Source organism: Actinomadura napierensis, assembly GCF_039529375.1.
Taxonomy (GTDB): domain Bacteria; phylum Actinomycetota; class Actinomycetes; order Streptosporangiales; family Streptosporangiaceae; genus Spirillospora; species Spirillospora napierensis.
This window is the reverse complement of record NZ_BAAAMR010000012.1, coordinates 115,155-129,892: the sequence shown is the minus strand read 5'-3', so window position 1 is coordinate 129,892 and position 14,738 is coordinate 115,155. Positions and strand designations below refer to the sequence as shown.

At 67.6% G+C, this 14,738-nt stretch carries 13 protein-coding genes; 11 read left to right on the top strand and 2 right to left on the bottom strand.

What is annotated here, in order from left to right; genetic code table 11:
• Positions 1–74 precede the first annotated feature (74 nt).
• Positions 75–254 carry a helix-turn-helix domain-containing protein gene (locus ABD296_RS09930; RefSeq protein WP_344263919.1) on the bottom strand — a complete coding sequence of 60 codons (180 nt, stop codon included), beginning with the start codon at positions 252–254 and terminating at the stop codon, positions 75–77.
• A gap of 86 nt (positions 255–340) precedes the next feature.
• Positions 341–535, bottom strand: coding sequence for a hypothetical protein (locus ABD296_RS09925; protein WP_344263917.1), 195 nt, complete (start codon positions 533–535; stop codon positions 341–343).
• Between the two features lie 1,383 nt (positions 536–1,918).
• Between ABD296_RS09925 and ABD296_RS09920 the strand changes: the two genes are divergently transcribed.
• The 11 genes from ABD296_RS09920 to ABD296_RS09870 all read left to right on the top strand — a co-directional run bounded on the left by ABD296_RS09920 (position 1,919) and on the right by ABD296_RS09870 (position 14,479).
• A complete protein-coding gene (locus ABD296_RS09920; RefSeq protein ID WP_344263915.1) occupies positions 1,919–4,126 on the top strand; it encodes a DUF4158 domain-containing protein in 2,208 nt (735 codons plus the stop codon).
• A 139-nt stretch (positions 4,127–4,265) separates the two neighbouring features.
• Positions 4,266–5,432 (top strand): tyrosine-type recombinase/integrase, encoded by a 1,167-nt coding sequence (locus ABD296_RS09915; protein WP_344263932.1) that lies wholly within the window; start codon positions 4,266–4,268, stop codon positions 5,430–5,432.
• Positions 5,429–5,761 (top strand): helix-turn-helix domain-containing protein, encoded by a 333-nt coding sequence (locus tag ABD296_RS09910; protein ID WP_344263913.1) that lies wholly within the window; start codon positions 5,429–5,431, stop codon positions 5,759–5,761. The genes ABD296_RS09915 and ABD296_RS09910 overlap by 4 nt, the downstream gene beginning before the upstream one ends.
• Positions 5,762–5,766: 5 nt before the next feature.
• Positions 5,767–8,085, top strand: a complete 2,319-nt coding sequence (locus ABD296_RS09905; RefSeq protein WP_344263911.1) for a hypothetical protein — start codon at positions 5,767–5,769, stop codon at positions 8,083–8,085.
• 49 nt (positions 8,086–8,134) lie between these two features.
• Entirely contained in the window at positions 8,135–8,506 is a 372-nt protein-coding gene (locus ABD296_RS09900) for a PadR family transcriptional regulator (protein ID WP_344263909.1), read from the top strand.
• A complete protein-coding gene (locus ABD296_RS09895) occupies positions 8,503–9,360 on the top strand; it encodes a C-terminal helicase domain-containing protein (protein WP_344263907.1) in 858 nt (285 codons plus the stop codon). The genes ABD296_RS09900 and ABD296_RS09895 overlap by 4 nt, the downstream gene beginning before the upstream one ends.
• A 180-nt stretch (positions 9,361–9,540) precedes the next feature.
• Positions 9,541–10,299: a Tn3 family transposase gene (locus tag ABD296_RS09890; protein ID WP_344263905.1), complete on the top strand. Its 759-nt coding sequence runs from the start codon at positions 9,541–9,543 to the stop codon at positions 10,297–10,299.
• 61 nt (positions 10,300–10,360) lie between these two features.
• Positions 10,361–11,563 carry a pentapeptide repeat-containing protein gene (locus tag ABD296_RS09885; RefSeq protein ID WP_344263903.1) on the top strand — a complete coding sequence of 401 codons (1,203 nt, stop codon included), beginning with the start codon at positions 10,361–10,363 and terminating at the stop codon, positions 11,561–11,563.
• Between the two features lie 18 nt (positions 11,564–11,581).
• On the top strand, positions 11,582–12,223 hold the full coding sequence (locus ABD296_RS09880) for an integrase core domain-containing protein (protein ID WP_344263901.1): 642 nt from the start codon (positions 11,582–11,584) through the stop codon (positions 12,221–12,223).
• Positions 12,220–13,971: a C-terminal helicase domain-containing protein gene (locus ABD296_RS09875; protein WP_344263899.1), complete on the top strand. Its 1,752-nt coding sequence runs from the start codon at positions 12,220–12,222 to the stop codon at positions 13,969–13,971. Before ABD296_RS09880 ends, ABD296_RS09875 begins: the two co-directional genes overlap by 4 nt.
• A gap of 28 nt (positions 13,972–13,999) precedes the next feature.
• Positions 14,000–14,479, top strand: coding sequence for a hypothetical protein (locus ABD296_RS09870; RefSeq protein ID WP_344263897.1), 480 nt, complete (start codon positions 14,000–14,002; stop codon positions 14,477–14,479).
• The last annotated feature ends 259 nt before the right edge of the window (positions 14,480–14,738 follow it).

Here is a 14,738-nt window from a genome sequence, read left to right as displayed (position 1 = left end):
GAGGAACAACACCGCACCTCACCACCGACCGGCTGACCCATCTCACCCCAGGTGGCCGTGAAACGGGGGGAACCTCACTCGTCGCCGCCACAGCCGCGAACGTAGGCCTGCGTGACTTCCCAGCTAGGCACGCGCTTGCCCTGCGCAGCCGTGCTCAGCGCGCCAAGTGAGAAGTGGGCGCGCTGCGCGAGTTCGCGGTAGGTGAGCCCCGCGAGCTCGCGCAGATTCCGCAGCTCCTGAGCGAATTCGGCCACGGGGCCGGCGCCTGGGTCGATCGGCCTCTCAGGGCGTGCCACGGCCGACTCTTTCCGTGTCCAGAAACACGGGTCGCCCCTCGGCCTTACTCGGGCAGGCCCTGGGCGCTATGGAAGGTCAGCTGGCGACTGACTTGATCGGAGAGCAGGCCGGTGATGGTGATGCTTCCCCAGATGGCTAGGGGATCAAGCCCCTGCTTGCTCAGAATGACAACGGCGGCGATGACCGTGATGAAGACGATGATGCGAAGGACGGGCAAGGGAAGGTAGGTGCCTTCCACCCCACAAGAGTAAGGGTCCATCCGGTTCCTCCTTGAGATCTGTCGGTGCTGGTGCGGACCGAACTCCCTCTGGGCACCGCAGGCCGGTTGCCGCCGGCCGTTCGTCGCGATCCTGAGATCCAAAAGGAGTATCGACGCTCATCGTGCTGGACCCCTGATGCCGAGTCCAGCCGAAGGAAGAAATCCAACTCCGATCTGAACAACCTCGGTCAGTGTCGCCAGGGGCCGACTCCACTCGCCCGGCATCGCTCGCACCTCCAGACCGAGCAGCGTTCGGTCGCGCGGCGACCTAAGACACCTCTCGTCTCTCCGGCGCTAAACAATTCACGTTCACCCAGTTCAGAGCGTCTAGCAGAGTTGTTCACAGCACGAGTCGCGCCTCCCTCGCCTGGTCCGCGCTTCACGAACAACGCGCGTTGCTCGATGCTGAGGGCACCGGGATCTGCGGGTCCCGGCGAGGTCTGTCTGTTGGTGCGGACACCTCGCGTCCGGGGCCCTCTGTTGCCGCAGGGGGCCCTAATCAATCCACCAGTGACGACACTCAGGCAGACCCGGCAGCGTGAGGTCGCGGTGCAGAGAGATCGCGGGAAACCGGTCTTGGTCCGCGGCCTTCCCCGAGCAGCTCCCCCCGCAAGTCCGCACGGCCCGTGGACACCGACCCCGAACTCGCCCGCATCCGGCAAAGAATCTGGTCTGTAAGTTCGGCGAGAACATCGCGTACGCCGTCTGACTGACCGCCAAGGACACGACACCGGTCGGCCACCCGACCTGGGGCTCAGCGACGGCTCGGACAGGGCTCCGGGCTCCGGGCGGTGTTGGCGCACCTCCGGGGCCAGCTTGGCGTTCAGGTGCCGGTGACGACCTCCTTCGGGTTGTGACGGTCTGCCGTCATGACGGCGTGACGGTGACGCCGTCCGGCGCTCACCCCTGCGAGTGCAGGCGGCGGTGAAGGGCGCCGCCCTTGGTGTGCTTGTGCAGGAACCGGGCCAGGTCGGCGAGGGGGCTGCCGGGGTCTGGCAGGGCGGGCGCGACGGAGGCGAAGCGGCTGCGACGGCGGTTGGGGGGCGGGGCCGCGGCGTTTGATCGGGGTGCCGACCGCGGCGGCGTGGAGCTTGGCGGCTTCGGCGTCGATGACGTGGATGCCGGTCTTGGCGGGTGGGGCCAGGCGCGGTTCGTCCCAGTCGTCGTCGCCCGCGGGGGCCTGGACGCCGGTGAGCGGGTCGGCGCAGGCGACGGCCGCGTTGAACACGGCCGGGCCGCGGCGGCGTAGGGGCGCCCCTAAGAACACTGTCCCCTGAGGTAAACCGGATGATCTAGAACGTTTTGCGGCGACTGTCGGGTACGCCTGACATCGGACACCGCAAGACGTAAGGATCTTCGCCCATGGGGCGGTCGGTGGATCTGGGTGAGCTCGTTGAGCACTGGACGTTGCTGGATGACGAGCGCGAGTTGGTCGCGGGCAAGCGGGGAGCGACGCGGCTGGGATTCGTGCTGGCACTGAAGTTTTACATCCGGTATGGCTGGTTTCCGCGCGGGCCAGCGGAGCTCAGCGATCACGCAGTGGAGTACATGGCTCGACAGGTCCAGGTGGAGGCGTCAGAGCTGGGCTTGTACGGCTGGTCGGACCGGACGGCCCGCTACCACCAGACGCAGATCCGCCGTCATCTGGGGTTCCGGGAGTGCTCGCGCGAGGACGCCGAGAAGCTGACGGTGTGGCTGGCGGCCCAGGTGTGCGAGGCCGAGCGACAGCACGACCGCGTTCGGGTGGAACTGCTGGCGCGGTGCCGCGCGGAGCGGATCGAGCCGCCGACGCCCAAGCGGGTGGACCGCATCATCCGGTCGGCGCTGCGTACGGCGGAGCAGAACGCGACGGCCCGGATTACGTCCCGGTTGCCTGCTGAGACGGTGGCGCGGCTGCGGGCCCTGGTGGCGGTCGAAGCCGGCGAAGGGATGGCGGACGGGGAGACAGGCGAAGGCCAAGACGCCGATGTCGACGTGCTGTCGTTGATCAAGGCTGTGCCGGGGAACATGAGCTTAGAGTCGATGCTGACCGAGATCCGCAAGCTGCGTGCGGTGCGCGCGGTCGGTCTGCCGACGGGTTTGTTCGCGGACGTGGCGCCGAAGGTGGTCGCGGGGTGGCGGACCCGGGCGGCGGTGGAGTCGCCGTCGCATTTGCGCGATCATCCCGTGCCGTTGATGTTGACGCTGCTGGCGGAGTTGTTGCACGCGCGGGAGCGGGAGATCACCGACACGCTGGTGGAATTGCTGATCTCCACGGTGCACCGGATCGGGGCGCGCGCGGACCGGCGGGTGACCGAAGAGCTGGTGAACGCCTTCAAGCGAGTGACGGGCAAGGAAAACATCTTGTTCTCCATCGCCGCGGCGGCGCTCACCGAGCCCGACGCGCCGGTGCGGGAGGTGGTCTTTCCGGCGGTGGTGGGCGGTGAGCAGACGCTGCGGGAACTGGTGCACGGATACAAGACCAAGGGCCCGGTGTACCGGCGCACGGTGCAGACGACGTTGAAGGCCTCCTACACCGGCCACTACCGGCACGGGCTGATCGAGCTACTGCGGGTGCTGGAGTTCCGCTCCTCCAACACCGCACACCGCCCGGTGCTGGACGCGTTGGAGCTGGTGCGCCGGTACGCCGACGGTCGGCTCACCTACTACCCGGCCGGGGAGCTGGTGCCCGAGCACCGTGGCGTCGCCAGCGACTGGGCGCCGCTGGTGTTCAAGGGCCCCGTGTCCGGCGGCGGTTCCAGCCGGGGCGGCCGGGCTGGTGAGAGCCGGGTGGTGCGATCGGTGTACGAGATCGCCACCTTCCAGGCCCTGCGCGATCAGCTGCGTTGCAAGGAGATCTGGGTCGTCGGCGCCGACCGCTACCGCAACCCGGACGAGGACCTGCCCGCCGACTTTGAGTCGCGCCGCGGCGAGCATTATGCCGCGCTGCGCAAGCCGCTGGATCCGACCGCGTTCATCGACGAGATCCGCGAGGAGTTGCGCACGGAGTTGTTCGCCTTGGACGAGGCCGTGCCCGGCGTGGACTGGCTGGCCATCGGCGAGCGCGGCAAGCAGGGCCCGATTCGACTCACCGACTTCGACGCCGCCCCTGAACCGCGCAACCTGCGGCGGCTCAAGGCCGAGATCGGCCAGCGGTGGGGCACCGTCCTGCTGATCGACATGCTCAAGGAGGCGGTGCTGCGCACCGGCTGCCTGACCCAGGTGTCGGCGGCCGCCGAACGCGGCGATCTGGCACTGGCTGAGCGTCTGATCCTAGCGATGTACGCCTACGGCACCAACACCGGCATCCGCGCCGTCGCCGCCGGCGGCAGGCACGGCCACCACGAACGCGACATCCGCTACGTGCGGACCCGCTACCTGACCGCCGAGGCCGCGCGGATAATCGCGATCCAGATCGCCGACGCCACCTTCGCCACCCGCCAGCAGACGGTGTGGGGTGCCGGGTCCAACGCGGTCGCCAGCGACTCCACCCACTTCGGCGCGCTCGACCAGAACCTGTTCACTCAATGGCACGCCCGCTACGGAACTGGAGTACGCGCAGGTTCCCGGGACCTGACCTTGGCCGCATAACCGCATCTCAGCAGGTCGCCACCTACCAGGTCCGTCGATCTCAATCCTGCAGGATTCTGCCGCTGTCACCAGGATTCCTGGAGAGGCTGGTGTAATATCACGGACCGTGAGTGATTCCAGGAGTCGTCTGTTGTCCGTCGTGCGGCCGACGGGCTCCCTCGACTCGGCCGAGACGGCCATCGGTGACCCGCTGCTGGAGGAGCCGGGCCTTGCCGACGTCGTCACGCTGCAGCGGCGCAACGCGGCCGAGGTAGGTGATGGGGACGAGGAGAGCTTCTTCCTGGACACCCTGGCCGAGTACCAGTGGGCTCGGGACGCGGCCGGGTTGGCGGCGAGCACGCTGGAGCGGCTGACCAAGCCGGTGCTGGAGATCTGTGAGCACTACGGGTTGGCGCCGTGGCGGCTGACCCCGCGTCAGGCCGACATGTACTTCGCCGGAGTCGGCAAGCGCGGCCGGTCCACGGTCCGGCAGAAGATGAACATCATCGACAGCTACTTCGCATTCTTGGAGCAGCGGTACGCAGGTGAGATCGCCCGCCGTTACGGGGTGGCCGTCGAGTCGCCGATCGACCCGTTCAACCGGCCCCGGCACCGCGGCGATTTTGGGCTGCGGGTCCCGCCGTCGCAGCGGGCGACCGGGGAGTTCTTCACCCGGTGGCGGGAGTCGCTGGATCAGGCTCGCAAGCCGCTGATCGCCCGCCGTGACTACGTGATGGGCAAGCTCACCTACATCTCCGCCGTCCGGGCCGCCGAGTTGTGCGGCGTGGCGGTCGGTGACCTGCACTGGGAGTCGGGGCAGTGGGGCCGTTTCCTGGTCAACGGCAAGGGAGCCCGCGGGTCCGGGCCAAGGCCGCGCGAGGCTTACATGTTCAGAGAAGGCCGTGACCTGCTGTGGTGGTGGATCGAGGAATGCCGAGGCGGCTTCTGCGACGACCCGGACGATCCCAACGCGCCCCTCTTCCCCTCCGAGCGGATCCCGACGGCGGTGTCGGCGTTGAACGTCGCGGTGCCGGGGATCGCGGTGACGCCGTCGACGTTCCGGCGGGCGTTGAAGATCGCCGGGCGGCGGTTCCTGACCGGCCCGGTCCAGCACCTGCATCCCCACCTGCTCAGACACGCTGCAGCGACGCACAACTACGAGCGCGGGATGTCGCTGTGGGAGGTGCAGAAGATGCTCGGTCATGATCGCCCGACGACCACGGTTTCGTACCTGGCCACCGCCCACGCCGATCCGGAGAAGGCCAGCCTGGCCGCCGCCGGGCGAGCGGTGCAACGGCTGACGATGGACAAGGGGAACCTGCGGTGAAGTGGAACCTGCGCTGGGCAGCGGCCAAGCGCGACATCTGGCGGCCCAGCGATCTACTGAAGGCCTTCGAAGAGGTCGGGTTCACCCCGTCGCTCAGCAAGGTCGCCGCACTCTGGAGCGGCAAACCGATCTCCGTCCGCCTCGATGACCTGGACAAGATCTGCGCCGCGCTTGGGTGCACGGTCGCTGACCTGTTGGAAGCCGAGCCCCTCGTCACCGCCGACGGCCAGCAGGAGCAGACACAGCGGGCGGTCGGCCACCAGGCGGGCGGGCCGGTCCGGCCGACGCCACGGCGGGGCGGTCCCCGCCGCTCGCTGCCGCCGAACTGACACCCATGCCGAAGCGCTGGCCGATCGGGCAGTGCCGGGTCTGCCTCGGCTGGGGCGAGAAACCCCAGTTCGCCGACTGCGGCGCGTGCTCCTCTTGGCGGGCCCTGCACCCCGAGCAGGCGGCCTGCCGCAGGTGCGGGCACGGCAGCCACGTCAACACCGACGGGCTCTGCCGGTTGTGTCTGCTGACCATCCGTCTCGAGGACCCCGAATGGGTCGCCCACCTGGTCGGCGGCCGCCCGGCGCAGCTCATGCTGATTCTGCCGGGAGACCGGCTCCCCAGATCCCAGCCGCTGGACCGGCCCGTCCGCGGCCACGCGCCCGACCGCACCCGGCCCCGGTCCCTGCTGGACCAGTTGCGCATCGCCACAGCCGAACCGGTCGACGACCCGCACGTCTGCCCGCCGACGATCCGCAGCCAGCTCCTGCTCTTCCGGCCACGCCGACAGCTCACCGACGCGCACGCCCGCCGCCTCAGGCACCGCGACCTGCCCGACTACGAAAACCTCAAGGACACTGCGACCGCGCTGGCCGCCGAGCGCGAGCTGAGCAAGGCATGGTGGCGGGGAACCTGCCTCATGCTCCGGCTGGTCCTGGCCATCCGCGAAGCCGACGGCGAGGAGACGATCCGGGAGGAAACCCTCGACGACCTGCCGCGTTTCCGCAACGCCGTCGCCGACGTGCTGCGCCACGCGGGCCTGACAAACGCGGGACTCCTCGCGCCGCGGCGCCGCCCCCGCCCCGTCGTCCTGCACAAGCCGCAGCGCAGCTGCCAGTACTGCGACTGCTGGGGGTTCCGGACCACCTGCCCGGGCTGCTCGCCCTGGAAGCATCAGCGGCACCTGCACCCAGTCGGCGACTGCGCCCGATGCGGCCGTCCCGACGTCCCCCTGCTGGACGAGATCTGCCGAGCCTGCTGCCTACACATCGACCAGCACGGCCCCGACGCGCGGGCCGAGTCGTGGACCCAGCTCTGGCTGGGCGGAGACCTCGCCCCGCGCCTGACGATGCGATCCGGCACCCTCGGCTACGTCGCCCCGCACCATAGGGCCCGCGCCCGCGCCGCAGCCCGCCGGCCACCGCCCTCACCGATCTCGCCTCACCTCCTCGACCCCGGCCAGGGCCTGCTGTTCGACGCCCGCCGGGACTGGAGCTGCCTCGCCAAAGGCACGCTAAACCAGCTGCCGTCCCTCACCCCGAACGCCCAAGCCCTGCTCGCGGACTTCCGGCGTCACGCCGCCGAACGCGGCCTGGACGAGCAGGTCAACCGGATCGCGGCCCGCAGCCTGAGGATCCTGCTCGCCTGGCTCGGCGCCGACGCCCCGATCCACGAGGCCGACATCCTCGCCCTGCCCGCCGACCGGCCCGGCACCAGCGCCCGCCACATCCTGGCTTTCCTGCAGCAGCACGACCTGCTCACCCCGGACCCCGACCGCCAGCTCGACATCCACCAGCGCGCCATCGAGCAGCGTCTCACCGAACTCCCTCCCGGAATCGCTGGCGAGCTGTGCGCCTGGGTGGGTGTCCTGCGTGGTGAAGGCCGCCGCGAGCACCGCGCCATGCTGTTCGAGACGATCCGCAAATACCTCGGCTATCTGACTCCTGTCCTCATCCTCTGGGCCGGGCGCATCTCCAGCCTGCGCGAGATCAGCCGCGACGACGTCCACGCCGTCCTCGAACAACGGCCCGGCCAGCCCGGACTCGACCTCGCCACCGCGCTACGCAGCCTGTTCCAAGCGCTCAAGCAGGAACGGCTCATCTTCCGCGACCCCACCCGCGGCATCACCATGACCTCCGTCGTCCGCTTGCCCGTCCCGATCCCCACCGACCGGCTCCGCGGCCTCATCGACCGCGCCAACGGAACCATGGCCAAACTCGTCGTCGCCCTGGTCGCCATCCATGGCCTCGGCCGCAACGAGACCCCAGGACTCCTCCTGGCCGACCTCGACCTTCAAGACGGGACGCTCCTCGTCCGCCGCCGGCTGGCCCGGCACACCGTCTACCTCGACGAGCTCACCCACACCCTCGCCATCGCCTGGCTCCGCGAACGTCGCCACCGCTGGCCCCGCACCATCAACCCCCACCTGCTGCTCAGCCAGCAGACCGCCGTCATGGACACCGCGGTCTCCATCATGGTCATCAACGAGATCTTCCGGCCCCTCGGCATCAGCCCGTCCAAGCTCCGCCAGGACCGCATCCTCGACGAGGCCAAGCACACCGCCGACCCCGTCCACCTCATACGCGTATTCGGCATCTCCGCTTCAACAGCGATGAAGTACGTCTACACCGCCCATCCCGAGCGCCGATCCACCCTGCCTCGGTAGTCCACACTGGGCCTGGTCCACGCTATTCGACCTAGGTAAGATAAGCGCCATGTCAGGTCCGATCCGAGTCACCGGCCCGCTTCTCGATGTCGCGGAGGTCCTCCTGCAGGCGTTCGATGACAAGGTTGAGTTGCATGGCTGGGCAATCTTGAAGGCCACGAAACGGTCTGGGCCCACGGTCTATGGCGTTCTTGATCGGCTCGAAGACGCTGGTTGGATCATTGGCCGCTGGGAAGACCAGCACCCCGAGCCGAACAAGCCACGCCGCCGCTTCTATCAGCTCACACCCACTGGGGTGGTCGCGGCTCGCAACGTGCTTGCCGAACGCCGGCCAGAGACGCTTAACCGACCACCACGCCCTGCACCAGGCATGGCCGTTATCGGCTGGCTGCACGGCCTGCTGCCCGGCGGTGCCCGATGACCGGTGGGGAGACTCTTTTCGCCATCCTCTCCGGCCTGGCTATCAACGAGTGCTGCGAGATCTCTCCATGGGCCGCGCGCAAGCTCGTCCACTGGTCAGCCCGCCGCTGCTACGTCGATCCTGTCCGCGCTGAGGTCCGCGCTGAAGAGCTTGCGGCACTTATCGATGACCGCCCCGGCAAGCTGTTCAAGCTCATCACCGCGCTCGGGTTCGTGACCGGAGCGATCATGAGCGCCGTTCGCCGAGCGGTCGCGCGCAACGCCCCCAGGATCGCTGACCTCACCAAGAAGCTCGTCCGACGTGGTCGCGCCCCACTCGCCCCCCTCTTGACCGGCAGGGCGGTGGTGTTACTGGACACCTCCACGCACGGCGTCAGAGCCTACGACGCTCGACGAGCCAACGGCTTTGTCAACGACCTGGAATGCGACTGGGTCCTTGCGGCATGCAGGCGAATCAACGCGGAACAGCGACGGCGACCCGGGCCGCCAGCGACCGTAAGCGTGCTCACCTATTACGGCGCCCAGGCCCATGCGCTCCGCCGCCTCCTCGACACCCACTACGCCGACTTCCCAGGGATCCGCTTTCAGATCGTTGGGACGCTTGGCGAGGCTCAAGGACAGCAGAGCGAGTTCGCCATCGTGAGCTTCTGCCGCGCCTCGCGGTCCGGCCGCGTTATCGGTTTCCTGAACGACGTGCGGAGGCTCCACGTCGCAAGGACCCGGGCATCCAGAGGGCTGATCATGGTCGGTCATGCGCCGACACTGCGTCAGATCCGCGGGCCAGCCGCCGGGGTGATCAATCAGCTGCTGGATAGTGCCATGATCTTGCACGATCTGCGGGAATTGGAAGCGTGAGTACACCGCGAACTCGTTCGGGGTGGGTGACCAGGGCCGCGGCCACGCACGGGTTCCGCCACTTGCACGATGAAGAATCGGCGAACCCGCGCGCTTTCGGCCGCAGCGTCCTAATCTACTGGCACGTCGAGCGCGATCCACTCCCAGCTGATCTCCTGCACCGCTTCCGAGGTCGCCGCTATGGTCGAAGGCGCCATCCGGCACGGCACCACCATGCAGGTCGAGGGCAACTACGGCGACACCCACAGCCAGTCCGAGATCGGGTTCGGCATCACCCGGCTGCTGGGGTTTGACCTGCTGCCACGCATCAAACGGATCAACCACACTCGCCTGTACCTGCCCGGCGCCGGTGAACGCGGCGCCTACGCCAACCTTGAAGCGGCGCTGACCCGACCGATCCGCTGGGACCTGGTCAGCCAGCAGTACGACGCGTTGATCAAATACGCGACCGCGATCCGGTCCGGCACCGCCTCCACCGAGGCCATCTTGCGTCGCTTCCTCAAAGCCAACGCCATGGACCCCACCTACCAGACGATGATCGAGCTCGGCCGCGCACAGAAGACCATCTTCCTGGCCCGCTACCTGCGCGACCGCGACCTGCAACGCGAGATCAACGCGGGCCTCAACGTGGTCGAGTCCTGGAACCGCGCCAACAGCGTGATCTTCTTCGGCAAGGGCGGCGACATCGCCTCCAACCGCCGCGACGAACAAGAACTCTCGGTGCTGTGCCTGTGCGTCCTGCAGGCCGCGCTCTTCTACATCAACACCCTCATGATCCAAGACGTCCTCGCCGACGCCGACTGGGATGACCTGCTCACCGCCGCCGACCGGCGCGGTATGACCCCGCTGTTCTGGACACACGTCGCGCCCTACGGCGAAGTCGCCCTGGACATGGACCGTCGCCTGCCTCTGCGAGCCCTCCCTCAGGCCTCCGGATGAGGCCGCACGCGCGAGACGGCGAGACGCCCGAGTGAACAGGATGAGCAGACGAGCGGGTGTCGTGGCCATCCTGGCGGCCGTTGTGATTCTGTTGGCCGGATACGGCTGGCTGTTGGTGTGGGCTCCGCGCCACCTGATCGACCAAGACCTGCTCAGCGATCCTCGAGCCACGCCCGCCGATCGCCTGGCCGCAGAGCACAGCATGAGGCTGATGCTCACCTCCGCCACCGGGACCCTCATCATCTTCGGCGGCTTGATCTACACCGCCATCAATTACCGACTGTCGAAGCGGGGACAAGCAGCCGACCGTTTCGCCAAGGCCTTGGAGCGGCTCAGCTCCGACGAGTTGTATGTCCGGATCGGCGGAATCCATGCCCTTGAGCAGGTCATGCGCGATTCGCCCGCGCTGTTGACCGACGTTACCCAGGTCCTCGGCGCCTTCATCCGCCATCACACCCCTGCAGTAGGGCACGCCCCACCCCCGTCACCTGCACGGGACCGGTTCTGGAAGAGCCGGCGCCGGACCACTGCGCCGCCGACGTTGCCCAGCAGGCCCCCCGCCGACGTCCAGGCGGCCCTGGTTGCGATCGGGCGACGACCGCGAGGCCGAATCCACACCTCTCCGCCTTCCTTCGGCTCAGCCACGCCGGTCCTGGTCGACCTGACTGACCTCCACCTTCGAGGAGCAGACCTGGGCGGCCTGAATCTACGGGGCGTCGTCTTCCGCGGAGCAGATCTTCAGGACTCGCGCTTTACCGAGGCTGACCTGCGTGACGCCTGTCTAGAGCATGCTGACCTGCGTGAAAGCTCCCTGTGGGAGGCCGACTTGCGGGGGGCGTGGTTCACCCAGGCCGACCTACGAGAAGCAGGCCTTGTCGGGGCCGACCTGCGCAATGCGCGCCTCGGCGGCGCCGACCTGCGCGGCGCGCGGCTCGGAGCCCTTGAGCCACGATGGGAACGAGCGTTTCGCATCGCTCATTTCGAGCGACGTCTCCCGCGGCTGATCTGGGGCCGCAACTGGGGATTTCGCACCAACGCAGCCAAGCTCCGCGGTGCCTTCCTCGCCCAAGCGGACCTTAGCGGCGCACACCTGGTCGGGGTGGATCTAAGCGAGGCCGGCACCAAGGACGCAAACCTTCAAGACGCGGTCTACACCACTCCTGAAGACCTCCGAGGACACCGCGACGAGCACTACGAAGAGATCGATCGTCTGGTACAGACGGTGCTCGGTGTGCAGCAACGCGCTACCCCTCCCAGCGGTTGACGCTCAAGCGGATCGCGGGTGATCGTTCGTCACGTGCCGGGCCCGCCGCCAGCCTGGGTCTCCTGGAGGGATTCGTATCTACGCTCCCAGGCCGACACGCTACTGGCGTGCGACTTTCTGGAGACGGTCACCCTGACCGGGGCGCGCATGTACGTGCTGGCCGTGATCGAACACCGCACCCGCCGGATCCGCATCCTGGGTGCGACCGCCCACCCGACCGCCTCCTGGGTGACGCAGGCGGCCAGAAACCTGGTCATGGACCTGGAAGACGTCGGTTGCCAGGCACGATGGTTGATCCGTGACCGGGATGGCAAGTACCCCGAACTGTTCGACGCCGTCCTGGCCGACGCGGGCATCAAGACGGTGCTCACCGGCGTCCGGATGCCGAGAATGAATGCGGTCATGGAACGCTGGATGCTGACCTGCCGCCTTGAGCTTCTAGATCGGACCCTGATCTGGAACCAACGGCACGTGCTTCATGCGCTGCGCGAGTTCGAGATCTTTTATAACCGCCATCGTCCTCACCAGGGCATCGCGAACGCCCGACCGTGCACCCCGCCTCCCCCGCCGATCACCGACCCCGACCAGATTGCCCGGCTGGACGTACGAAGACGCCAACGCCTCGGCGGAATTCTCAACGAGTACGAGCATGTGGCGTGACCTGCACGGATGTAGTTTTCGGCAGGGACAAGGTTGGTGTTGTTGACCGCCACACCGTCAACAACAGCCTGTACGACCTTTACAACCTGATCTCCTACTTCGTGACCAACGACGCCGCGTTCGCCGACTCGGGGATCCCGTCGTTGAAGGGCTACTTCGACCGGGCCATGGCCGTGCACCCGGACGAACTGTCGCCCGAGCACCTGTTCGATGTGATTGACCGGGTCGCGGTGCGGCGTACCCGCCGATTCGTCCGCCACTACTACTCCGGCGACCGCGTCGTCATCAATGGTGTCACCCGTCAGATCAGCTTCCCGACGCCGCGCGTCCGTCGGGTCGACTACGACCTGGAGGAGGCGCTACCGGGACTGTTCGACCAGCTCGCCACCGCGCTCGGCGCCCACTCCGACGACGACCCGGAATCGGCGGTGAACCTGACCGCGCCCAGCGAGGTCCTCAGCCTGGCCCGATACGTGCCTTCCGGGTTCCGGCTCGACAGTGACACCGAGGAACAGTTCGAGCAGCAGAACGCCGGCCTGCTGCGCTCAGCACTGCTGAAACGCTTCGAGTCCTCGGCGTACGCCTTCCAGCGCACCGTGGAGAAGATGATCGCCAGCCACGAACAGTTCCTGTCCGCGCTGGAGCACGGCAAGGTGTTGACCGGCGACGCGCTGCGGGAATGGTCGGCCTCCGACAGCGACGAGATGGACGCCTTTCTCGAAGCTCTGCAGGACGAAACGCTTGCCGGTATCCAAGACGCCGCCGATTACGACGTGACCGCGCTACGCCGAGCCATCCAAGCCGACCGTGACCTGCTGAAATCCTTCCACCACCAGGTCCAGCAACACCACGCCAGCGCCGACACCAAGATCATCGCGCTGATTGAGGAACTCGCCGCCATCGCCCAGCAGGCCGCCGAGGAGGCCATCACCGAAGACGACGAGCGGGACAAGCGCAAGATCCTTGTGTTCTCCTACTACTCCGACACGGTCGAACACATCCACGGTCAACTCCAGACCGCGATCGAGACCGACCCCCGGTTGGCGTGCTACCGCTCCAGGCTCGCCACCGCCTCAGGTCCCGACGGGCATGGACGCGCCGAAGTCATCGCCGGATTCGCCCCCCGCACCGCCGGCGGCGACGGCGAAGAGGACCGCTACGACCTCATCATCGCCACCGATGTCCTCGCCGAGGGCGTCAACCTCCAGCAGGCCCGCCACATCATCAACTATGACCTGCCCTGGAACCCGATGCGGCTGGTCCAACGGCACGGACGCATCGACCGGATCGGCTCCCACCACCGCGAGGTGTACCTGCGCTGCTTCTTCCCGGACCGGCACCTGGAGAGCCTGCTGGGCCTGGAGGACAAACTGCAGCGCAAACTCAAACAGGCCGCTGCGGCAACTGGAGTGGGCGAGGTCCTTCCCGGCTACACCGGCCGCGACGTCAGCATCACCGAGACCCGAACCGAGATCGACCGGCTCCGCCGCGAAGACGCCACCCTCCTCGAAGAAGGCGGTGCCTCTGCATTGTCCGGTGAGGAGTACCGACGCCAGCTCGCCGCCAACCTGAACAACCCGCTGACTCGCCGAACGGTCCTCGAATTGGCCTGGGGCAGCGGCTCCGGTTTCGTTCGCACCGGAGTTCAGCCTGGGCTGGTCTTCTGCGCACGCATCGGCGACCACCCCAAACCCTGGTTCCGCTACGTCCCGCTCACCCCCCGACCTGACCATCGAACCCGACGATGACGGCTCACCCATCGTCATCGACGACACGTTGGCATGCCTGACCGCAGCCGACCCAGGCGGCCCCGACACCCCGGCCGAATTTCCCGACGCGGTCTACCAGGCCGCCATCAACGCCTGGACGGTTGCCAAGGCCCACATCGTTGATGCCTGGATGCACAACACCGACCCCGCCAATCTCCAACGCCCGGTCCCCAAGGTCATGCGGGACGCCGCGGAACTCGTGCATCAACACGGCGCGCACCTAGGTGAGCAGCAAGACGAACTCGTCGAACGTCTCCAAGCCCCCTACAGCCCCCGCATCCTCCGCACCGTCCGCGCCACCATGAACCAACTGGGCAGCCCCCATGATCGCGTCGACCAAGTCGCGGACCTCGCCGACCGCCTCGGCCTAGTGCGCCAGCACGCACCACACCCCCTCCCGCCCATCACCTCAGACGACGTCCACCTGGTCTGCTGGGTCGCCATCACGCCTCGCCTTGGACCTCTAGACGCACAGTCCGAGACATGAGCTTCCCGGTGCCACGGACATCTCATCTGAGTTGACCTTGATCAACTTGGGAAGTTCGCACCGGTCGATCGCAGCGTCGTGGGCATCGTGAACGAACTCAGCAAACCTTGCCAAGATCTACGGCGCCCACACCCGGCTCAGGAGCCGCTGGGGTGGCGATGCGTCCGGCGGACACCCTTGTGGCCCGGTCTACCGGAGGCACCTCAGTCCCGACTGTGAACTGATGCGTTCCTGAAACGGCGGCAAAATAATGGGCGGG